This is a genomic window from Dialister succinatiphilus, assembly GCF_928721695.1.
Taxonomy (GTDB): Bacteria; Bacillota; Negativicutes; order Veillonellales; family Dialisteraceae; genus Dialister; species Dialister succinatiphilus.
Genome location: NZ_OV788641.1, coordinates 430,001 through 449,592, shown reverse-complemented (window position 1 = coordinate 449,592; position 19,592 = coordinate 430,001). Strand labels below are relative to the sequence as shown.

Genomic DNA, 19,592 nt, shown 5'->3' with positions numbered 1-19,592 from the left:
GTCGATAATTACTATCTCCGTGGCTTCGGTTTAATCAGTATTTCTGTATAGCTCTGGCCAGTCTCCCCATTGGTGAAGAAGAAGCTCCATAAACGCCTATACGCCCCTCCAGGCATCCCGGCCTATAGTTTCTCATTTTACGCTTCTGCGCCTCACTCCGGACATTCTGGGCGATTTTACGCTCTGCCTGCACCGTAGCCTTGTGCATGGCTCTATCCATCTTTTTGTAGCTTTTCCCATTAGCATGGTACAGGAGAGCTGCTGTAAGTGTTTTATTCTTCCGGGCGGTCAATACCCAAACCATACACTCCATTCCCTCGCTGGACCAGCTCCGTCCCTGCCGCTTCATGCGATAGCTATAGAACCGGTGATTTGTTTCTGCAGTACCCAGATGAATCTCTGTATGGATGCCGCGCTGACTCAGACTAGGGATATAGGGAGCATTTCTTTTCAGATAGCTCTGCAGCTTGTCTACCTCCTCCAAATCCGCCTCTGTTCGGGCGCAGCTCCGGGCAGTATCCATCCATACGGGAATCTGTTTCATAATATCGTCGCTCTGGTGAAGTTCTCGGATAATACGGTCTATCAGTTTTCTGTTGCAGAAGCTGAGCCGAGTCCGGATCTTTTCATGCACATGATAGCAGTCGAGGAAGTGCTGGTGATCCAGGCAGCCTTCTACTATTCGATCAAAGTCCTGAAATTGGTACCCGGAACCTCCATCCCCATTCGACAGCACTGTGGTCTTAGACAGGTCATAGTGCCCATGCAGATAGCTTGCTACCATTGCAAAAAGTTCTTTTCTGCTGGTAGCTGCAAAGCAGCGAAGTCCTACCAGTTCTGTCCTGTTGCCATTTTTCCTGACTCCCTCATATACCTGGAGGCGGTGCACTTCCGAAACGCCGCCTTTCTCCTTGTTCTTGAGTACAATTCCATCTCCTTCAATCGCTATAATTTCCGGCTGTGTCGGCTTTTCAACCTTTTCCTCTTCTGCCAATGCTTTTTCGTAAGCCTTTGCCTTCTTACCGGCATAATTCTTGAGTGAGATAACGGACTGATGGGAGATGGTAATCCCTGCCAGGCTTTGCAGGAGTTCGCTGGCACTGCGAGATGTGGTAATTGCGACAGCCTCGACAATCCGCTCAATCATTCCCAGGCTGTAGTGTTTTCTGGACTCAAAGCCCATTTTGCAGTCCAGGGGATAGAAGCTCTTCCCTTCTTTCTGCAGAAGTCTTCGGGTATAGGTCAGCTCTCCATAGCGGCAGCAAATCGTCCTAGAGTCCCGGCGCGCCACACGCCACCCCTGTACCTTGTAAATCTGATACAGCTCAGTGTCAATACGCGCCAGGGCCATAGCTATAAGCTGACAGTTCATTTCAGTGAGCCAATGAGTTAGCTTCCTTTCAGACTCAATAGAATCATCAGATTCCTTGATGATAGAAATGACTGCTCCTATTGCATTTTCACTCCAAATTTCTCCAGTTTTTGTTATAATATCCATGAGGAAAGCCCTTTCTTTGTTTTATTTGTGCACGGAAATTATAACATTTCCACTCAAAGGGAGGCTTTCCTTTTTTATTGTTTCTGGAAAAATTCCCCTACCGAGTAAAATTTTACACTAAGTGAGGTAATTGCCATTTATAAAGGATTACATGAGTAAAACGCATGGATGCCTATCGCACCCAGAGGGTATACTGGCCGGGAATGCTGATGCGATCCGCTTTTTCTGCTTCATTGTAGGTGACCAGGAAGGGGGAGGTGCTGTGATTTCTGGTAATGAGCAGAACATTGGGGTCATGCAGCAGCTTTTCTTCGGAAATGAAGGGCATCACGTTCTTGGCATTCCAGGACAGGCCTCCCGGTTTCATGGAAGCAATTTTCTCTTCCGGTTCTGCGCGGTAAATGGTTTTACCGCTGTAGAAGACAGCGGAGGTGCGGTAGTCATCCAGAAACGCAATGGTCTTATGGGTAGTGTCCATATGGGCCAGGGCTTCGCCGATTTCCTTACCCGAATGATTCAGCATGATGGAGGGGGCCACTGTGACGGCCAGTACCGTGTATACCAGACCGCAGGCCAGGCCTGCCTTTTCAATGCGGAAATCCTGTTTTTTGTAAAGAAGGGCTGTTAAGATGGAAAGGGAAAACAGGGCCGGGAAGGTGTAGGTGGTGTACTTGGTGGCCACCAGCTGGAAGAAGAGGAACACCACGAAACCATAAATAAGGAGAAGCTGGGTGGCATCATGGGCACTTCGAAGATCCAGTTTCTTTTCTTTCCACCGTTTGTACAGGGAGAAGGGAATGAAGAAGCTCCAGGGAGCAAAACCGGCAAAGTAAACGATAAGGTAGAAGTACCATTTATTGTGAGAGGGATGCTCGGAAACCGTGGCCCGCAGCACATTGTGGACACCGATAAAATTCAGGAGAAAATCATTTCCATGAAGATAGCACATGGTGCCGTACCAGGCACCGGCAATGAGGGTGAAGAGAAGGAGGCCGGACAGAAGGTGCACATGCATCATTTCCTTCAAATCCTTTTTATAAAGAAGGAAGAGGAAGCAGGCAAGGCCCGGGAGAAGGATGCCTATGGGTCCCTTGGTGAGGACTGCCAGGGCAGCCGATACATAGCAGAGGAAATAGTATGTTCTGTTTTCCGCATAGCCCAGATAGAAAAAGGCGATGGCGGCGCTCATGAAAAGAAAGAGGGTGGAGTCCGTAATCACTGCCTTGGACAGTATCCAGCATTCCACTGAGGAAGCCAGGATGATGGCGGCAAGCCAGCCTGTCTTTTCCCCGTAGGTGCGGCGGGCAAACCAATAGGTAAAGAGCACCGAGGCGGAACCAAGGAGGGCGGCGGGAAGACGGGCAGCCATTTCGTTGAACCCGAAGAGGGTAAAGGACAGGGCCAGCTCCCAGTAATAGAAAATGGGCTTGTCGTACCAGAAACGGCCGTAAATCTGGGGAGAAATCCAGTTGCCGGAGAGCACCATTTCCTTGGCGGTGAGGGCGTAGTTGGATTCTGCCGTATCCGTCACGGCTAAAAGCTGGTTCCCTGCCAGGTAAAGAACAAGGGTAAAAAGCAAAAGGGATACATAAGGATGGTTTCGAATCGTTTTCATCATGATCCTCCCGAGTGATGAGATGACGTATGGTTTCTTCACCCCGTACTCTACAGGACTGATGTTAATGATTCTGTATGTAACATTAAATAAAAAATAAATTGGAGAAATACCGGTTGCATGGCGCAGGGGCGGTTTGTATGATAAGGGAAACGGAGAGGGCCGGGAAAAGGAGAGCCCTTCTCTCTTCCGGGCAGGGAGCCCCTGGCGCAGCCCCTGACACTTTATCCTTAAATGCAGCAGGTGATATGATGACCATTCGCAAAAGTCTGATTGTAAGCCATATCGTAGTATGTATCCTTCCCTTCCTTATGACCTTTTTCGTGCTGGCCTCGGCCTTTGGAGGGCTCTATCTCTATGCCGCCAGCGGGAACCATGTGATTGCGGAGAGCGGATTCCAGTTTAATGTGATGACCCAGATTCTTAGAACTGCTGTGTTTCACAGCCTTCGCCACCATGAGTCCCTGTCCCGGTATGCCTGGGTCATGGAAATCACCGATCCTGTGGCCACTTATGTGGCAGTAGAGAGGGAAGGGACCCTTCTATACAGCTATGGCAATGGGAAAAAAGGCCGGGAGGATCTGGATATGCTGCGAAAGGAAGGAGCCCTGGACAGGCTGGATGGCAGGGATGGAAACGGCATTTACAGTGTGACAGATGAGCCGGGTTACCGGTTTGCAGAAAAGGAAATCATAGGGGACAGGCCATGTTATCTCTACATCATGGCCCATCATCCCGAGGCCCGGACTGACGGCGCCATTGAAAAGGCAGTACGGGCAGTGATCCGTTTCATCCTGGCTGTTCTCTTTGCCTTCATTCTGGGCACCAGCTATTTTCTTTCCCGTTTCATTATCGGCCGCATTCTTATGCCTTTAAAGGAACTGGAACGGGGCGCAGAGGAAGTGCGGAAGGGAAATCTGGCGGTGCAGCTGGATTACGACAGAAATGATGAATTCACCCCTGCCATTGAAACCTTTAATGTCATGACCTGGAGGCTGAAGCAGTCGCTGGAGGAAAAAGAGGGGAACGAGGAAAGACGGAAAGAGCTCATTGCTTCCATTTCCCATGATATCCGTACGCCCCTTACGTCCATCAAGGCCTATGTGGAAGGGCTTCTGGATCATGTGGCTTCCACGCCGGCCATGCAGGAGCGGTATCTCCAGGTTATCCGCAGAAAGGCGGATGTACTGGAAAGGCTGGTGGAGCAGCTGCTGCTTCTGACGAAAATGGATATCGGGGAGAAGGCCCTTCCTACAGAATCGCTGGATTTATCCCGGGTGGTCAGCCAGTTCGTGGAGGAAAACCGGCTGAACTGGGGCAGGAATGGCGCCGATTTCCATATAGAAGCCAAAGAGGCGGTGAAGGTGGAAGGGAATCTTCTCCTTCTGGAACGGGTGGTGGAAAATCTGGTTTCCAACAGCATCCGCTACAAGACAGAGGAGAGGGTGCATATAGATATAGAGGTAAAGAAAAAGGGCGGCCTGGCCCTCCTCACCCTGTCCGATGACGGCCCCGGCGTGCCGGAAGAAGCGCTGGGACGGCTCAAGGAGGCTTTCTTCCGTACCGATAAGGCCAGAAGCCGCACTGACAAAGGAAGCGGTCTGGGCCTTTCCATTGTGGCAAGGGCGGTGCATCTGATGAAGGGCAGGGTTTCATTCAGCAGCAGAGAGCCTCACGGATTGAAGGTAGATATTGTATTACCATTGGAGGATATACATGAAAAAACGGATACTGATTGTGGAAGATGATGACGATATTGCCTCCATCGAAAGAGATTATCTGGAGGTGGGAGGCTATGAGGTGAAGGTGGAGGAAAACGGCACTGCCGGTTTGACGGAAGCCCTCACCGGAGAGTATGATCTGATTCTCCTGGATATCATGCTGCCCGGCATGGATGGTTTTCAGATTGTAAGGAAACTTCGGGATAAGATCGATATTCCCATTATGATGGTCACGGCCAGAAGAAGCGACATTGATAAAATCAGGGGACTGGGCTTTGGCGCCGATGATTATATTGAAAAGCCCTTTTCTCCCGGCGTACTGGTGGCCAGGGTGAAGTCCCAGCTGGCTCAGTATGAAAGGCTGAAGGGCACCGAGGAAAGAAGGAAGAAAATCAGCATTGGCGGCATTACACTGGAGCCCGATACCCATCGCATTTTTGTGAGGGGAATAGAAAAGGTGCTGCCCAATAAGGAGTTCCAGCTTCTGGAGTTCCTCATGGTTCATGCAGATGTGGTATTCAGCAGGGAGTCCCTGTACACCAGGATCTGGGGCATGGATTCTTTGGGGAATACGTCCACTGTGCCGGTACATATCAATCGTCTCAGGGAAGCGGTGGAGGAGGATCCTTCCAACCCGAAGCATATTCTGACCATCTGGGGCGTGGGGTATAAGTTTAAACCCTGAGGCGCCATGGCCTTTGGAAAACTAAAAAACAAGGGATGTTTGTAATAATTACATAAATCAACAGTTGGATATTGTGACCGGGAAATTCTATACTACCCATAGAGGAAAGATAAAGAGTTCCTCATGAGTATAGAAAGAAGGTCTTTCATATGAAAAAGAATCTGAGCAGAGAAATCATGGGTGCTGTGAATGAAATGGGTAAGGAAAGAGCTATTGTTCTCTGGTTTGCCCGCCGGAGGATGTATCGGGCTGATGAAATCTGCCACATCTGCGGTATTGATTTAGCTTTCCACCTGTGGTAATCATCTGAGCGGCAGGGAAAGACAGGGAAGTTCTTCTTCCCTGTTTTTCTGCTGTTTTCATTGAATAAATCCTGTTTCCTGCGGTATACTGTATGAAGTCAAAATGGACTGCAGATGGAGGGCCCATGAATTTTCAGAGCATTTCTTATTTCATTGTGCTGGCCAGGGAGAAAAATTTCACCAGGGCGGCAGAGAAACTTCATATGACCCAGCAGGCTCTATCAGCCAGTATGGCTTCCTTGGAAAAGGAATGGGGCATGCCCTTTTTCCTTCGCCATGTACCTTTGGAGCTGACCAATGGCGGGCGGGTTTTCTATGAATACGCCCTCCGCCTGGCGGATGAGGAAGAAGAGCTGCGTCGTGCTCTTTCCGATGTGGCTGATGATAGGAGAGGCACTCTTCGTATCGGTACAGGATTTATGAGGGAGCGGGAAATCATGCCTGCCCTTTGTGCGGAATTCCGAAAGCTCTATCCAAAGGTGTCCTTTACGCTGGTGGAAAGCAGCAACACCGATCTGGAAAAGATGGTGCGGGAAGGAGACCTGGACCTGGCGGTGGCCCGTTTCGGCAAAACGATGGAAGGCATTGTGACAAGACCTTTCTATGAGGAACACATTGCTTTTCTGGTATCGAAGGAGCTGCTTTTCAGCCGTGGTTTTTCGGAGGATGATATAGAAAGTCTGGCCCATTCCCATCTGGAATCCATGGAATCACTGAGGTCCGTTCCCTTCGTCGTGACCAGCCGGGACAATGTAGCCGGAGAGGCAGCTGCCGGTTATCTGGACAGGGCTTCCTTCAAACCGGAGATTGCTGCTTCTTCTGATAACATGGGGACCCTCATTGATTTAAGCATGAGGTCCGTGGGCGCTCTTTTCTGCCCGGCCAATATGATTCACTGGACCACAGAGGCAGCCTCCCGGGACATGGTGCGCATCGATCTTTGGGAAACGAAGTATACCATTTCGTTTGGATGGAAGCGGAAGAGTCCCGCCTGGTCCATCCGGGAGGCCTTCATGGAGTATGCAATCCATTCCATTCGGTCATAACCGGCTCTTTTCCTGAACCGATTTTTACATAAAAATAAAACCAGGGATGCTTTGGCATCCATAAGGGGGTACCATGATTCTTTTTTCCATTCTGTGGAATGATATTCTTCCACTTTTCGTTTTCATCGGAGCCGGATGGTTTCTGGACAGCAAATTCAAAATCGATATTTCCACCTACAGCAAGCTCACCATACTGGTGGTGCTTCCCTGCTTCATTTTCTACAGTCTTTACGGCTATCGGGGAAGCGGCATGGAAATGGCGGCGGTGGCAGCGGCGGTGCTGCTCCTTCTTGTACAGTTCCTCCTTTCCGGCGGCCTGGGGCGCCTTCTTCACCTCCAGAAGGGAAAGTTCGATGAATTCCGGGCGGTATCCACCTTTTCCAATTCCGGCCATATCGGCGCTGCACTGATTATGCTGATTTACAGCCATCCTCCCTTTGCAGAAGGAAACAGCCATCCCTATCTGGCAGAAGCTTTGGGAACCATGGCGGTGCTTATGATTGTCATGAATATGGCGGTGAATGTGTTTGGTGCTGCCCTGATTCGAAGCCGGGGCGCTTCGGTTTCCGAATTCTTCCGCTACCTTCTGAAAATGCCTGCCCTCTATGCCGCTCTTCTGGCGGTACTTGTGCGGGCGGCGGATATTCCTCTGGAGCATACCTTCCTGTGGCCGGTGCTGCAGCATTTCAACGGGGCTTTCATTGTCCTTATCACCGTGACCATCGGCATAGAGCTTCATAGAAGCCGCCTGCAGAAGCCGGGCGCTGCACAGCTGGCTTCGGGGCTGATGAAGCTCATAGCGGCCCCTTTCCTGGCCTGGTGCATTCTTCTCCTCTTTTCCTCTATCATGGACATGAGTCCAGTGATGAAGCAGGTGTTTTTCCTCTATGCGGCCATTCCTTCATCCATGGCCCTGATTATTTACAGTGTGGAATACGACAACCATCCTGATTTTGTGACCCAGTCCGTTCTGTTCAATACGGTGGTAGGAGCTTTTACGGTGACCGCTGCCATTTATCTGTCCAGGGTTCTTTTTCCCCTGGGGCTTTGAGGAGGGATATTGATGGCTTTTTTACAGATTATTTCTGATAATATCCTGCCTCTTCTGATTTTCGTGGCTATCGGATATTGTATGGACCGGCGCTTTAGGCTGGACGTATCTTCCCTGACGAAACTGACCTTCTATGTGGTCCTTCCCTGCTTTATTTTCTACAGCATTTACGTGGCAAAGATCGATATGTCCATGTTCCACGTATTTCTGCTGTCCTTTGCACTCATGTTCATCCTGGGATTCATAGGCATGGCCATCGGGAAAATCCGGGGATATTCCATTTCCAAAACCGAGGCCTTCAAAAACGGTACCATGTTTTCCAATAACGGAAATATAGGGATTGCCCTGATTGCCCTGGTATTTTCCAATGCGCCCTATGTGGTGGACGGGAAAACGCCCTACCTGACCCTAGCCAGTGCGGCGGCTACCATGATGCTGGTACAGATGAATATGTGTCTCAATACCCTGGGCCTCTACCAGGCCGGGAAGGGGAAACTGACACCCCGGGATGCCTTGTCTGTGGTCTTCCATATGCCTGTGCTCTATACCCTGGCGGCGGTGTTTACTATCAAGTATTCCGGCTTTGATATGACCACCACCTTCCTCTGGCCTATTTTCCAGAACTGTGCCTCTGCCCTGGTGGCCATCGTCATGATTGCCCTGGGCATGCAGATTCACAGAAGTAAGATTTCCTTCGGCGATATGGATGCCTGGCTGGGCTGCTTTGTCCGGCTGGTAGTGGCACCGGTGCTGGCGTTCCTGCTGATTAAGGTCTGGGGCATTATGGGTGTATCCTTTGCACCGGCAGTGAGCCAGACCATACTCATTATGGCTTCTGTTCCGGCGGCAGTGAATTCCGTGCTTTATGCTGTGGAATTCCATAACTGCGAAGACTTTGCCACAGAGCTGGTGATGATGAGTACCTTCCTTTCCTGCATTACCATGACCGGTACCATTTACCTGGCCCGTATCCTCTTTCCGGTGTTTTAAGGAAGGAGCCATGGCAGGGTTGTCTCCCTTGATTCAGGTTTCTTATATTCCTCATAGGGGATGGAAAATCAGCGGGACCTGCAGGATCTCTCATGACCTGAGGCCCATGATTTGAGGAGACCATAAAAAGGGGCGGTGAAGAAATGATTCCCATTTCTTCACCGCCCCTTTTCCTTTTCATCATGGCAATCCGGCGTCAGTACTTTCCTTCCAGGAGCTTTTGAATCCTTTCAGCCAGATGCAGGCGCCAGACAAGGAAGGGTCCGCCGATAACACCGAAAAGGGCCTGCAGGATTTCGTAGGGCAGCTTGATCCAGGCATAGGCAGGCGTGCTGTATACATAGGCCCGGCCCAGGGAGTAGCCCGCCACCATGATCAGGGCACCGGTGAGTACGGCAGTCCACAGGGACAGGAAAGGCCTGCTCCTGAAGCAGTGGCGGTATATATAGGAAATGGCCATGGCCTGGAGACCATGGGATGCAAGGGATACGAACATGGGCAGGGGATAAAAGAAGAAATCTCCCAGAAAGGCACCGACACCGCCTACCAGGAAAGCACCGGCGGGGTCCAGGATCAGGGCCGCCGTCACGATGATGATATCGTTCAAGTAGAGGTGGCCGCCGGGGACAGGCAGGCCAAAGGAAGAAAGACCGATGTTCATGGCCATCATAAGGCCGCAGATGGTGAGCCACCTTGTGTTATGGCGGATTCCGGCTGCCGGCAGGGACGGTGAAACAGTTTCATGAGTCATAGTGATATCTCCTTTGCGTTTTGTTATGGTATGAATTATAATATGAAACTGAACTTATTAAAATTACCAGAATGTGACAAAAAAATATAATCAGAAGAGCCCTCTATACTCTTTGCGCCGGAGGGCGCAGTGAATCCAAAGGAGATATCCATGACCGGCTACATGAAACTTTATACCCAGCTTCGCGAAAAAATTACCCGCCGGATTTACCATGAAGGGGATCGGCTTCCTTCCAAACGGCAGCTGGCCGATGAATCGGGGTACAGCGTCATTACAGTGGAGCATGCCTATGAGCTTCTGGCCGAGGAGGGGTATGTGGAGCCCCGGGAGCGGAGCGGATACTATGTGATTTACAAGGAAGGCGATTCCTATCCCGTAGGAGAAGGGAAAAAGGTCCAGCGGCGCCTGTCGGAACGGGTGGTGGTGGAAAGACGGGATGAAGGGGAACGGGATCTGTTTCCCTTTTCTGCCTTTGCCAGGACCATGAGAAATGTACTTTCCAATTACGGAGAAAAGATTCTGGATCCGTCGCCCAATAAAGGCTGCGTGGAGCTCAGGGAAGCGCTGGCATCCTACCTGGCCCGGAGCCGCCACATGGAGGTATCGCCAGAGGCCATCCTCATTGGTTCCGGGGCGGAATACCTCTATGGCCTCAATGTGCAGGTGCTTGGAAGAAACCGTGTCTATGCCCTGGAAAATCCGTCCTACGAAAAAATCAGGAAGGTCTATGAGGCCAGCCAGGTGCCGCTGGAGATGCTCACCATGGGGAAAGAAGGCATAGAGACTGAAGAACTCCAGCGCAGCCGGGCGTCGGTGCTTCATGTGACTCCCTTCAACAGCTATCCCTCCGGTATTACGGCCAGCGCATCCAAGCGGGCCGAGTATATCCGCTGGGCCCGGGCAAGGAAGGGCTATATCATTGAAGATGATTTTGATTCGGAGTTCACCCTTTTGTCCAAGCCCGAGGATACTCTGTTTTCCCTTTCGCCAGGGGGAGAGGTGATTTACATGAACAGCTTTTCCAAAACCATTGCCCCCTCCATCCGGGTAGGGTATCTGGTAATTCCAGAAGCCCTTCTTCCCCTCTATGAGGAAAAGGTGGGGTTCTATTCCTGCACGGTGCCGGTGTTCGATCAGCTGGTGCTGGCTGAATTCATTATGAGCGGCCGGTTCGAACGGCATATCAATCGGGTGAGAAGAAGGAGGAGAAAGATGGAGGCCTTAAGGAAGCGCTGATTCATTCTCCCGCTTTGCTGAGAAAGAAATCAAAAAAATTCCCTCTTCCAGAAGAACTGATGAATCAGTACTTCCGGAAGAGGGAATTTTCTTTATTCGGACAGCGCCTTTTCCAGGGCCTTTGAAAGCTGGTCGGCGCAGGAGGTGCCTTTTCCGGCACATTCGTTGCCTCGGAGAATGTCAGCTGCCTCTTGGGCGCTTCTTCCTTCCAGCAGCTTTCCAATGGCCGAAAGGTTTCCCGGGCAGCCGCCCTGGAATTTCAGATGATGGATTCTTTTTTCCTCATCCAGGTCAAAGGTGATTTTCCTTGCACATACCCTCTGAGGAGTAAATTCATAGCTTTTCATTTTATTCATCCTTTCTGCATTTCTTTTCCCGGCATGTCCTGGTCCAGAAACTCTTTCATGTGATTCCGGTACAGGTGGAAGATGCCGTATACATACTGCTGCTTCTTGACAAGATTATCATTGGCATACCAGTCTTTGATCAGCTTTCCGCCTACCAGTATGCTGCCGAAGGGCACCAGCAGGGCGACGCAGAGCATGCCTATGAGCTGAAGGGCGTCCAGCCGCCGGGGGCTTTTGATGACATCCCCCAGACTGCAGAGGGCCTTCAGCTCTGTCAGAAATTGGCTGTACACTTCATGGTCCTTCAGTGCCTTTTCGTTGACGGTGAGGAAGGCATGCCGGCCGGTCCAGCCATAGGTAATGCCGTATTTCGTAAATCGGACTGCCATGGTTTCGGGAAGCCATCGGCCCTGTTCCGGCAGGCCGATAAAGAGCACGGGATATTTTGCAATGATGGTGTTTTTATGGAGATGCCACTGGTCTTCATTCATGGTGATGACACGGAGGTGGGGCTCCAGGGCGGGATCCTGGTCTTTCATCTCATCTTCCCGGATCAGGTGGAGAATTTCATTGGACAGGCCGGCATCGGGCCGGGAAGAAACGATGCACAGAGTTTTTTTCGTAGGAAGCCCCTCCTTTCCAGAAGTGCGGATCCATGCAGAAGGTTGATTTCATAATATTTTTTATGGCCTCTGACGGCAGAAAAGTCCCCTTTACTGCATACCATTTCCGAAATAAAATCAGCGAGCACTTTAATCGGTGCTTTGCTCAGGGCGGTTTCTTTTTCTATCATATCACGGAAAGAAGGTGGTGAGAATATATTTTTCATCCTTTCAGCACACGCCGGGGAAGGAGTCCACAAATTCGATGCGGATATCCGGGAAGCTGTCTACGAACTGGATGGTAAAGTCTTCCCCGTAGTCCACAAACTGCCATTCTCCGATGTCATCAGGGAAGGAATCCACCGCTTTTACCTTCAAATCCGGGAAGGAAGAAACCACCTGTACTTTCAGGTCAGGGAAGGAGTCCACCACCCGTACCCGTCCGGCAAGGCGTATGTTTTTGAAATATCCGTCCCGGTTGATGGGACCGGCAGCGTCCACAGCACTTCCTGCCAGAAGGAGCAGGAGAAAGGCGAGAATACAGCATATTTTTTTCATAAGGAGCCTCCTTTTTTGAAAATAAAAGGTGATTGATTTTTATATATTATATAACATGAGCATGACATACTCTGTCCTTAAAAACCTGATTTTTTAAATTTTTATTTGCAATAGGAAAAGGAATGTGGTAGAGTATTCGTATCTTCACAAAAGCGTTGACAGGAAGCATTAAAAATCCCTACTTGCTTGCAGAGAGTCATTGGATGGTGAAAAATGACAGAAGCGGATTTTGAACTCGTCCCTGAGCTGCAGTGCTGAACAGGTAGGCACTGACGGAATCTGACCGTTATCAGCATGAGTGCATGCCTTTGGCGTGAATAAGAGTGGTACCGCGAGTCTTCGTCTCTTTGAGACGGAGACTTTTTTTATTTGGTAGTATAGGAGGCTTTTCAATGGGTATGACAATGACACAGAAAATCCTGGCAAAGCATGCAGGACTTGATTCTGTGAAAGCGGGAGATTTGATTTACTGCAGTCTAGATTTGGTGATGGCCAATGATATTACGGCGCCGCCATCCATTGCAGCTTTCAAAAAGGTAGGTCGCCCTGTATTTGACAGGGAAAAAATCGTACTGGTGCCGGACCATTTCCAGCCGGCCAAGGATATCAAGTCCGCAGGCCTTGCCAAGATTGTCCGGGATTTTGCCAGGGAAAACGGGATTGTCCATTATTTTGAACAGGGCCGGGTGGGCATTGAACATGCCCTCCTTCCGGAAAAAGGACTGGTAGGCCCGGGCATGGTTACCATAGGCGCCGATTCCCACACCTGCACCTATGGGGCTCTGGGCGGTTTCTCCACCGGTGTAGGTTCCACGGACCTGGGAGTGGCTATGGCCACCGGCGAAGCCTGGTTCAAAGTGCCTGATGCCATCAAGGTTGTGCTCACTGGTACAAAGCCTTCTGACATTACCGGCAAAGATGTGATTCTTACATTAATCGGCATGATCGGCGTGGACGGAGCTCTCTACAAATCCCTGGAATTTACGGGTCCCGGAGTTTCTTCCCTCTCCATGGCCGACCGCTTCACCATTGCCAATATGGCCATTGAAGCCGGCGGCAAGAATGGTATTTTCCCGGTGGATGAAAAGACAAAGACCTATATTGAAGGCCGGTTTACAAAGCCCTATGATGTGGTGGAAGCAGACGATGATGCCCATTATGAGAGGGAAGTGGTCATCGATCTGTCATCCATGAAGCCTGTGGTTTCCTTCCCCCATCTGCCGGAAAACACAAAGGTGGTAGGCACCTTTGGAGACATCCCCATTGATCAGGTGGTTATCGGTTCCTGCACTAACGGACGGCTGGAAGATCTGGCCATTGCAGCCCGTATCTTCGAAGGACACAAAGTGCATCCACGGGTACGCTGCATCGTGATTCCCGCCACCCCGGCCATTTACCTTGCCGCTATGCATGCAGGCTACATTGACACCTTTATCAACGCAGGCTGCGCGGTGTCCACACCGACCTGCGGCCCCTGCCTTGGCGGATACATGGGCATCCTGGCCAGCGGGGAGAGATGCGTTTCCACAACGAACCGCAACTTCATAGGCCGTATGGGACCTACAGATTCTGAAATTTACCTGGCCGGCCCGCAGGTGGCTGCTGCCAGTGCTGTGATGGGACGGATTGCTGCTCCCAGGGAGGTGGAATAATGGCTGTTTTAGAAGGAAAAGTTTGGCGCTATGGAGATAATATCGATACCGATGTGATTATTCCGGCCCGGTACCTCAATACCTTTGATCCAAAGGAACTGGCCAAACACTGCATGGTGGATATTGATAAAGACTTTGCCCAAAAAGTCAGACCCGGGGACATTATGGTAGGCGGAAAGAATTTCGGCTGCGGCTCTTCCAGAGAGCATGCACCGGTGGCTATTAAAGCCTGCGGCGTACCGTTGATTATTGCCGCCTCCTTTGCCCGGATTTTTTACAGAAACGGGATTAATGTGGGACTGCCTCTCATGGAAATCGGTGATAATGTGGAACGGATTCATGCAGGAGACAAACTGTCTGTGGATCTTTCCTCCGGTAAGATCAGGGATCTTACTACAGGAGAGACCTTCCAGGCACCGCCCCTTCCTGGTTTTATCCAGGACATTGCCAAAGCAGGCGGATTGATTCAGTACGTAAAGGAGTATCGGTAATATGGGAAAGCATATCGTAGTCATTCCAGGAGACGGCATTGGCAGGGAAGTCACCGATGCTGCTGTGGAAATCTTAAAAAAGACAGATGAAATCTACCATCTGGGTTTCACCTATGAATGGAAAGATGCCGGCGGTACAGCCTATGACAAGTACGGCGTGCCGCTGCCGGAGGAAACAGTGAATGCCTGCCGGAAGGGAGACGGCATCCTTTTCGGTGCCGTAGGCGGAGACCAGTGGGACCACCTGGAACCATCACTGCGGCCGGAAAAGGCCATCCTGGGCCTTCGGAAATCCCTGGGCCTCTATGTGAACCTTCGTCCTGTGAAAATCCAGGATTCCATGATTGAATACTCTCCGCTGAAGCCCGAAATTGCCAGAGGTACCGACATTATGATTGTCCGGGAACTGGTGGGCGGCATTTATTTCGGAAAACGGTGCGAATCGGAAATTAATGACGGCGTGGAACGGGCCTGGGACGTAGAAAGCTACTCCGTTCCTGAAGTGGAAAGAATTACCCGCTTTGCCATGGAAGCAGCCAGAAAGCGCCGCGGCCATGTGACAAGCGTGGACAAATCCAACGTGCTGGCCTCCTCCCGCCTGTGGAGAAGGACGGCTGTCCGGGTGCATGACGAAGAATATCCCGACATCCATCTGGACCACATGTATGTGGATAACTGCGCCCAGCAGTTTGCCATCCATCCCTCTTTCTTTGACGTGGTGGTGACAAGCAACATGTTTGGCGACATCCTTTCCGACGAAGCAGCTGTCCTTTCCGGCTCCATCGGCATGCTGCCCTCCGCTTCCATCGGGAAGGAAACAAGCCTCTACGAACCGATTCACGGTTCCGCCCCCGATATTGCAGGAAAAGGGATTGCCAATCCCATTGCCACCATTCTTTCTGCCGCTATGATGCTCCGCTACTCCTTCAACGAAGACCGGGCAGCTGATGCCATTGAAAAAGCGGTGAATCATACCCTGGAAGACGGATACCGTACCGGCGATATTTACAGAGAAGGCATGAAAAAGGTGGACGGTGAAGGCATGACAGAAGCCATCCTTCAGCATCTTCACTGATTCATACATTTTTTTAATGAAATAAAAAAAGGCCCTTGCCATTTCATGGTAAAAGGCCTTTTTATTTTGGATAAACCCATTTTCTGAGAAAGGGAAACAGCTGAAGACCGGTCCCTTTTATGATAAAATAAACAGAGGTTAATGATTGATAATCTGTTATGTAAAGGGGCAGCAGCAGGAGGAAAAAATGGACGCAATTCAATGTCTGATTTCACGCAGAAGCATCAGGGAATACACCGACGAACCGATTTCAGCCCAGGAAATTGAAAATGTGGTGGAAATCGCCCAGATGGCATCGTGCTGGGAGAATACCCAGCCCATCCGGTATGTGGCAGTACTGGATAAAGAGCTGAAAAATAAGATTGCCGATGATTGCACGAAGAAATTTCCATGGAATACAGAAAACATTCATGCCGCGCCGGCACTGGTGGTGCTCTGCGCCATCAAAGGCCTTTCCGGCTTCGAGCCCGACGGCACGCCATCGACCACGAAAGGAACTCACTGGCAGTCCTTTGATGCCGGTGTAGCAGCTGCTCATTTCTGCCTGGCCGCCAATGCGCTGGAACTGGGAACACTGATTATGGGCCGCTATGATGAAGAAAAAATCAGGGAAATTCTTTCCCTCCCCGAAGAGTATGACGTATCTGCCATCATTGGCGTCGGTCATCCGGCAGTCATTCCGGCGGCCAATGAAAGAAAGCCTCTGAAAGAAGTACTGACCTTCCGATAAAAGAGCCATGATAAAAAGCTGCGGAATCACAGGAAGATTCCGCAGCTTTTTATCATGGTTACTTTCTCGTCTTTTCTCCTTTTGAAAATATATTGAATCTGTTATAATTATTTAGTACAGGTATTACAAGAAATGGATCTTTTAAAGATAGATATAGACATAGGGAAGTACTGATTTATCCATAGAACCTGCTTTTATAAGAATCAAAGCAGGCCATGTGTTCAGCGGTACTTCCCAGAGGACAAGAGAGGCAGGGAATAGTTATGACAGAGAAAGAAACAGATCGGGATGATAAGAAAACGGAACGAGTCCTTTTCCTGTGGGATCGGCTGAGCCGGGGAGGTTCGGTGAGCAGGCAGGAAATGGTGGAAACCTTTGGTGTCAATCTGCGGACCGCCAGCCGATATCTGGCAGAAATCCGGAAATATCTGGCGGAAAGGGAAGAGCAGGACCATGTGCACCGGGAACTCTACTATGACCGGGCCCGGAAAGTCTACCGCATCCGGGAACTGGAAGAAGAAATGATCCGTCCCAGCGAACTGTATGCCATCGGGAAAATCCTTCTTGCCAGCCGGGCCTTCCATAAAAAGGAACTGGAATCCCTGCTTCGCCGCCTCCTGCAGTCAGCAGTACTGGACACCGACAAAAAAGAAGTGGAACGATATATACGAGGCGAACTCTTCGACTATCTGGACCCGGCCCATGAAAAGCCGGATGTGGAGAACCTGTGGATCGCGGCAGGAGCGGTGAAGAAACATCATGTCCTTTCCTTCGACTACCGGCGGCAGGGGGAAAAAGAAGCAAGTCCCCATGAAATCTGTCCGGAAGGAGTCCTTTTCTCGGAGTACTATTTCTACGTGGTAGGCATACCGAAGGCAGAAGAAAAACTTACCGGCGCCGATACGAGAGTCTATCGGCTGGACCGTATGAGCAGCCTTATGGATACTGGCGAATCCTTTACCGTCAATTATGGCAGGCGCTTCAGAGAAGGCATTTTCAAAAACAGCATCCAGTATATGTATGGCGGAAGACCCGAACATATCCGTTTCCTCTATAGAGGCCCCAGCCTGGAAGCCGTGCTGGACAGGCTGCCTACAGCCAAAGCAAAAGCCCAGAAAGACGGCAGTTTCCTTATCACCGACGTCATCCGCGGCGACGGTATCCTCATGTGGCTCCTGAGCCAGGGAAAGCGGGTGAAAATGCTTTCGCCCACCTCCCTTCGGGAAAAGTGGCTGAAAGAAGCAGAAGCCATCTGTCTGGAAAATGAAGAAAAGGAATAGGAAGCTATGATTATCAATACGGGGCAGCGCACCGACATCCCTGCCTTTTACACTCCCTGGTTCCTGAACCGGTTGAAAGATGGATTCGTCATGGTAAGAAATCCTTTCCACCATTCCCAGGTCACCTGCTATGCACTGCATCCGGAAGTGGTGGATCTTATTTGTTTCTGCACAAAAAATCCGGGGCCCCTTCTGCCCTATGGAGATATACTTTCGCCTTTCCAGCAGCTCTGGCATGTTACCATTACCCCTTACGGGAAAGATATAGAGCCACAGGTGCCGGATAAAAGGAAGGTGATTGACTCTTTTCGCGCCCTGTCAGACCGCCTTGGACCGTCCCATCTGTGCTGGCGCTATGACCCGGTCCTTCTTTGGGGAAATTACGACATCAATTATCACATCCGCGCTTTTTCCTCCCTGGCAGAAGCACTGGAAGGATATACCTATACCTGCATTTTCAGCTTCATTGACCTCTACGGGAAAACTCTCAGAAATTTTCCCATGGCCCGCCGGGTGAGCCATGAAGATCAGCTCTTCCTGGTAGAAAAATTTGTGGACATATCAGGAAAACACGGCATGAAACTGGTTTCCTGCCTGGAAAATCCATCCTTCGCAGCCCTGGGAGTGGATACCACAGGGTGCCTCACAAAGGAAAAAGTGGAAGACCTCCTGGGCGTGTCCCTGAAAATTCCTTCCTATGAAAACAGGCATGTCAGAAAAGGATGCGCCTGCCTTCTGGGCCATGACATAGGCGCCTACAGCAGCTGCACCCATTTCTGCCGCTACTGCTATGCCAATGAAACCAGGGCAGCCGTAATGGAAAACAGGAAGCAGCATAACCCCTTTTCCCCCTTTCTTTTGGGCGAAGCGGAAAGGGGAGATGAAATCAAAAATGCCCGGCAGGAAAGCTGGATAGACAGAGAAACAAGCCTTTTTTAAAAAAATCAGAAATATTCTTGACAGAAGATAGCAGAATTGCTATAATTTATTACGCTGAATCTTGAGACAGCCGATAGAAAAATAAAAAGCTGTTGACAGAGAAAAGCAAATGTGATATTATCATGAAGCTGTCACACAGCATCACGAAAAAATAGTTTGAAAAACTTTCAAAAAAGAGTTTGACAAAACGAAAACTTCGTGATATGATAATCAAGTCGCTTGAAGAGCGATGATTCTTTGAAAACTGAACAGTACAGCGAACGAATCAAGCCGATGTGCGAGGTAGCAATACCGAGCAATTTTAATGAGTAAGGCAAGAAATAAAGAGCCAAACGAACAATCTATCATGGAGAGTTTGATCCTGGCTCAGGACGAACGCTGGCGGCGTGCTTAACACATGCAAGTCGAACGAGAGGACAAGAGAAGCTTGCTTCTTTTAGAATCGAGTGGCAAACGGGTGAGTAACACGTAAACAACCTGCCTTCAGGATGGGGACAACAGACGGAAACGACTGCTAATACCGAATACGCTTGGGAGACCGCATGATCTTCCAAGGAAAGGGTGGCCTCTACCTGTAAGCTATCGCCTGAAGAGGGGTTTGCGTCTGATTAGGCAGTTGGTGAGGTAACGGCCCACCAAACCTACGATCAGTAGCCGGTCTGAGAGGATGAACGGCCACACTGGAACTGAGACACGGTCCAGACTCCTACGGGAGGCAGCAGTGGGGAATCTTCCGCAATGGGCGAAAGCCTGACGGAGCAACGCCGCGTGAGTGATGACGGCCTTCGGGTTGTAAAGCTCTGTGATCGGGGACGAACGGTCCGTAAGCTAATACCTTATGGAAGTGACGGTACCCGAATAGCAAGCCACGGCTAACTACGTGCCAGCAGCCGCGGTAATACGTAGGTGGCAAGCGTTGTCCGGAATTATTGGGCGTAAAGCGCGCGCAGGCGGCTTTCTAAGTCCATCTTAAAAGTGCGGGGCTTAACCCCGTGATGGGATGGAAACTGGGAAGCTGGAGTA

19 protein-coding genes, 1 rRNA gene and 1 other annotated feature (1 of these 21 cut by a window edge) are annotated in these 19,592 nt (G+C 50.3%); of the genes, 14 read left to right on the top strand and 6 right to left on the bottom strand.

What is annotated here, in order from left to right:
- Window positions 1-34: 34 nt before the first annotated feature.
- Both NW747_RS02000 and NW747_RS01995 read right to left on the bottom strand, forming a co-directional pair.
- On the bottom strand, window positions 35-1,498 hold the full coding sequence (locus tag NW747_RS02000) for an ISLre2 family transposase (protein ID WP_273187597.1): 1,464 nt from the start codon (window positions 1,496-1,498) through the stop codon (window positions 35-37).
- 172 nt (window positions 1,499-1,670) lie between these two features.
- Entirely contained in the window at window positions 1,671-3,116 is a 1,446-nt protein-coding gene (locus NW747_RS01995) for an ArnT family glycosyltransferase (RefSeq protein WP_273187817.1), read from the bottom strand.
- Between the two features lie 245 nt (window positions 3,117-3,361).
- Between NW747_RS01995 and NW747_RS01990 the strand changes: the two genes are divergently transcribed.
- The 6 genes from NW747_RS01990 (at window position 3,362) to NW747_RS01965 (ending at window position 8,908) form a co-directional block, all read left to right on the top strand.
- Window positions 3,362-4,861: a sensor histidine kinase gene (locus NW747_RS01990; RefSeq protein ID WP_273187816.1), complete on the top strand. Its 1,500-nt coding sequence runs from the start codon at window positions 3,362-3,364 to the stop codon at window positions 4,859-4,861.
- Window positions 4,830-5,519, top strand: coding sequence for a response regulator transcription factor (locus tag NW747_RS01985; protein ID WP_273187815.1), 690 nt, complete (start codon window positions 4,830-4,832; stop codon window positions 5,517-5,519). Before NW747_RS01990 ends, NW747_RS01985 begins: the two co-directional genes overlap by 32 nt.
- A gap of 149 nt (window positions 5,520-5,668) precedes the next feature.
- Window positions 5,669-5,821: a hypothetical protein gene (locus tag NW747_RS01980; RefSeq protein ID WP_008859835.1), complete on the top strand. Its 153-nt coding sequence runs from the start codon at window positions 5,669-5,671 to the stop codon at window positions 5,819-5,821.
- A 125-nt stretch (window positions 5,822-5,946) separates the two neighbouring features.
- Entirely contained in the window at window positions 5,947-6,867 is a 921-nt protein-coding gene (locus tag NW747_RS01975) for a LysR family transcriptional regulator (RefSeq protein ID WP_273187814.1), read from the top strand.
- Window positions 6,868-6,940: 73 nt separating this feature from the next.
- Window positions 6,941-7,918: an AEC family transporter gene (locus NW747_RS01970; protein WP_273187813.1), complete on the top strand. Its 978-nt coding sequence runs from the start codon at window positions 6,941-6,943 to the stop codon at window positions 7,916-7,918.
- Window positions 7,919-7,930: 12 nt separating this feature from the next.
- Entirely contained in the window at window positions 7,931-8,908 is a 978-nt protein-coding gene (locus NW747_RS01965; protein WP_273187812.1) for an AEC family transporter, read from the top strand.
- A gap of 196 nt (window positions 8,909-9,104) precedes the next feature.
- Here the strand turns inward: NW747_RS01965 and NW747_RS01960 are convergent, their stop codons facing one another.
- Window positions 9,105-9,659, bottom strand: a complete 555-nt coding sequence (locus tag NW747_RS01960; RefSeq protein WP_273187811.1) for an ECF transporter S component — start codon at window positions 9,657-9,659, stop codon at window positions 9,105-9,107.
- A gap of 150 nt (window positions 9,660-9,809) precedes the next feature.
- On the opposite strand from NW747_RS01960, the gene pdxR reads away from it, so the two are divergent.
- Window positions 9,810-10,895: a MocR-like pyridoxine biosynthesis transcription factor PdxR gene (gene pdxR, locus NW747_RS01955; RefSeq protein WP_273187810.1), complete on the top strand. Its 1,086-nt coding sequence runs from the start codon at window positions 9,810-9,812 to the stop codon at window positions 10,893-10,895.
- 92 nt (window positions 10,896-10,987) lie between these two features.
- Here the strand turns inward: pdxR and NW747_RS01950 are convergent, their stop codons facing one another.
- From NW747_RS01950 to NW747_RS01940, 3 genes are all read right to left on the bottom strand, one after another.
- Complete coding sequence (locus NW747_RS01950) at window positions 10,988-11,242, bottom strand: TIGR03905 family TSCPD domain-containing protein (RefSeq protein ID WP_273187809.1); 255 nt, start codon at window positions 11,240-11,242, stop codon at window positions 10,988-10,990.
- Window positions 11,243-11,247: 5 nt separating this feature from the next.
- Window positions 11,248-11,781: a hypothetical protein gene (locus NW747_RS01945; protein WP_273187808.1), complete on the bottom strand. Its 534-nt coding sequence runs from the start codon at window positions 11,779-11,781 to the stop codon at window positions 11,248-11,250.
- A gap of 294 nt (window positions 11,782-12,075) precedes the next feature.
- On the bottom strand, window positions 12,076-12,402 hold the full coding sequence (locus NW747_RS01940) for a 7(1) septoil knot domain-containing protein (RefSeq protein ID WP_273187807.1): 327 nt from the start codon (window positions 12,400-12,402) through the stop codon (window positions 12,076-12,078).
- A 146-nt stretch (window positions 12,403-12,548) separates the two neighbouring features.
- Window positions 12,549-12,752, top strand: a binding site (T-box leader).
- A gap of 42 nt (window positions 12,753-12,794) precedes the next feature.
- On the opposite strand from NW747_RS01940, the gene leuC reads away from it, so the two are divergent.
- From leuC to NW747_RS01905, 7 genes are all read left to right on the top strand, one after another.
- Complete coding sequence (gene leuC, locus NW747_RS01935) at window positions 12,795-14,054, top strand: 3-isopropylmalate dehydratase large subunit (RefSeq protein WP_273187806.1); 1,260 nt, start codon at window positions 12,795-12,797, stop codon at window positions 14,052-14,054.
- Window positions 14,054-14,545: a 3-isopropylmalate dehydratase small subunit gene (locus tag NW747_RS01930; RefSeq protein WP_273187805.1), complete on the top strand. Its 492-nt coding sequence runs from the start codon at window positions 14,054-14,056 to the stop codon at window positions 14,543-14,545. Before leuC ends, NW747_RS01930 begins: the two co-directional genes overlap by 1 nt.
- A gap of 1 nt (window position 14,546) precedes the next feature.
- The gene (gene leuB / locus NW747_RS01925; protein ID WP_273187804.1) at window positions 14,547-15,620 is read left to right on the top strand and encodes a 3-isopropylmalate dehydrogenase; all 1,074 of its coding nucleotides are present in this window, start codon (window positions 14,547-14,549) and stop codon (window positions 15,618-15,620) included.
- A gap of 187 nt (window positions 15,621-15,807) precedes the next feature.
- Window positions 15,808-16,350 carry a nitroreductase family protein gene (locus NW747_RS01920; RefSeq protein ID WP_273187803.1) on the top strand — a complete coding sequence of 181 codons (543 nt, stop codon included), beginning with the start codon at window positions 15,808-15,810 and terminating at the stop codon, window positions 16,348-16,350.
- A 263-nt stretch (window positions 16,351-16,613) separates the two neighbouring features.
- Window positions 16,614-17,630 (top strand): helix-turn-helix transcriptional regulator, encoded by a 1,017-nt coding sequence (locus tag NW747_RS01915; RefSeq protein ID WP_273187802.1) that lies wholly within the window; start codon window positions 16,614-16,616, stop codon window positions 17,628-17,630.
- Between the two features lie 6 nt (window positions 17,631-17,636).
- Window positions 17,637-18,569 (top strand): DUF1848 domain-containing protein, encoded by a 933-nt coding sequence (locus NW747_RS01910; RefSeq protein WP_273187801.1) that lies wholly within the window; start codon window positions 17,637-17,639, stop codon window positions 18,567-18,569.
- Between the two features lie 343 nt (window positions 18,570-18,912).
- Window positions 18,913-19,592: ribosomal RNA gene (locus NW747_RS01905) — 16S ribosomal RNA — on the top strand; it runs 889 nt beyond the window's last position.

Coding starts and splice junctions, on each gene's coding strand:
- NW747_RS01970 (WP_273187813.1), top strand. CDS start 6,941: ATGATTCTTTTTTCCATTCTGTGGAATGATATTCTTCCACTTTTCGTT.
- NW747_RS01975 (WP_273187814.1), top strand. CDS start 5,947: ATGAATTTTCAGAGCATTTCTTATTTCATTGTGCTGGCCAGGGAGAAA.
- NW747_RS01995 (WP_273187817.1), bottom strand. CDS start 3,116: ATGATGAAAACGATTCGAAACCATCCTTATGTATCCCTTTTGCTTTTT.
- NW747_RS01920 (WP_273187803.1), top strand. CDS start 15,808: ATGGACGCAATTCAATGTCTGATTTCACGCAGAAGCATCAGGGAATAC.
- NW747_RS01910 (WP_273187801.1), top strand. CDS start 17,637: ATGATTATCAATACGGGGCAGCGCACCGACATCCCTGCCTTTTACACT.
- NW747_RS01930 (WP_273187805.1), top strand. CDS start 14,054: ATGGCTGTTTTAGAAGGAAAAGTTTGGCGCTATGGAGATAATATCGAT.
- NW747_RS01940 (WP_273187807.1), bottom strand. CDS start 12,402: ATGAAAAAAATATGCTGTATTCTCGCCTTTCTCCTGCTCCTTCTGGCA.
- NW747_RS01965 (WP_273187812.1), top strand. CDS start 7,931: ATGGCTTTTTTACAGATTATTTCTGATAATATCCTGCCTCTTCTGATT.
- NW747_RS01915 (WP_273187802.1), top strand. CDS start 16,614: ATGACAGAGAAAGAAACAGATCGGGATGATAAGAAAACGGAACGAGTC.
- pdxR (WP_273187810.1), top strand. CDS start 9,810: ATGACCGGCTACATGAAACTTTATACCCAGCTTCGCGAAAAAATTACC.
- NW747_RS01980 (WP_008859835.1), top strand. CDS start 5,669: ATGAAAAAGAATCTGAGCAGAGAAATCATGGGTGCTGTGAATGAAATG.
- NW747_RS01950 (WP_273187809.1), bottom strand. CDS start 11,242: ATGAAAAGCTATGAATTTACTCCTCAGAGGGTATGTGCAAGGAAAATC.
- NW747_RS01990 (WP_273187816.1), top strand. CDS start 3,362: ATGATGACCATTCGCAAAAGTCTGATTGTAAGCCATATCGTAGTATGT.
- NW747_RS01945 (WP_273187808.1), bottom strand. CDS start 11,781: ATGAAAGACCAGGATCCCGCCCTGGAGCCCCACCTCCGTGTCATCACC.
- NW747_RS02000 (WP_273187597.1), bottom strand. CDS start 1,498: ATGGATATTATAACAAAAACTGGAGAAATTTGGAGTGAAAATGCAATA.
- NW747_RS01985 (WP_273187815.1), top strand. CDS start 4,830: ATGAAAAAACGGATACTGATTGTGGAAGATGATGACGATATTGCCTCC.
- leuB (WP_273187804.1), top strand. CDS start 14,547: ATGGGAAAGCATATCGTAGTCATTCCAGGAGACGGCATTGGCAGGGAA.
- NW747_RS01960 (WP_273187811.1), bottom strand. CDS start 9,659: ATGACTCATGAAACTGTTTCACCGTCCCTGCCGGCAGCCGGAATCCGC.
- leuC (WP_273187806.1), top strand. CDS start 12,795: ATGGGTATGACAATGACACAGAAAATCCTGGCAAAGCATGCAGGACTT.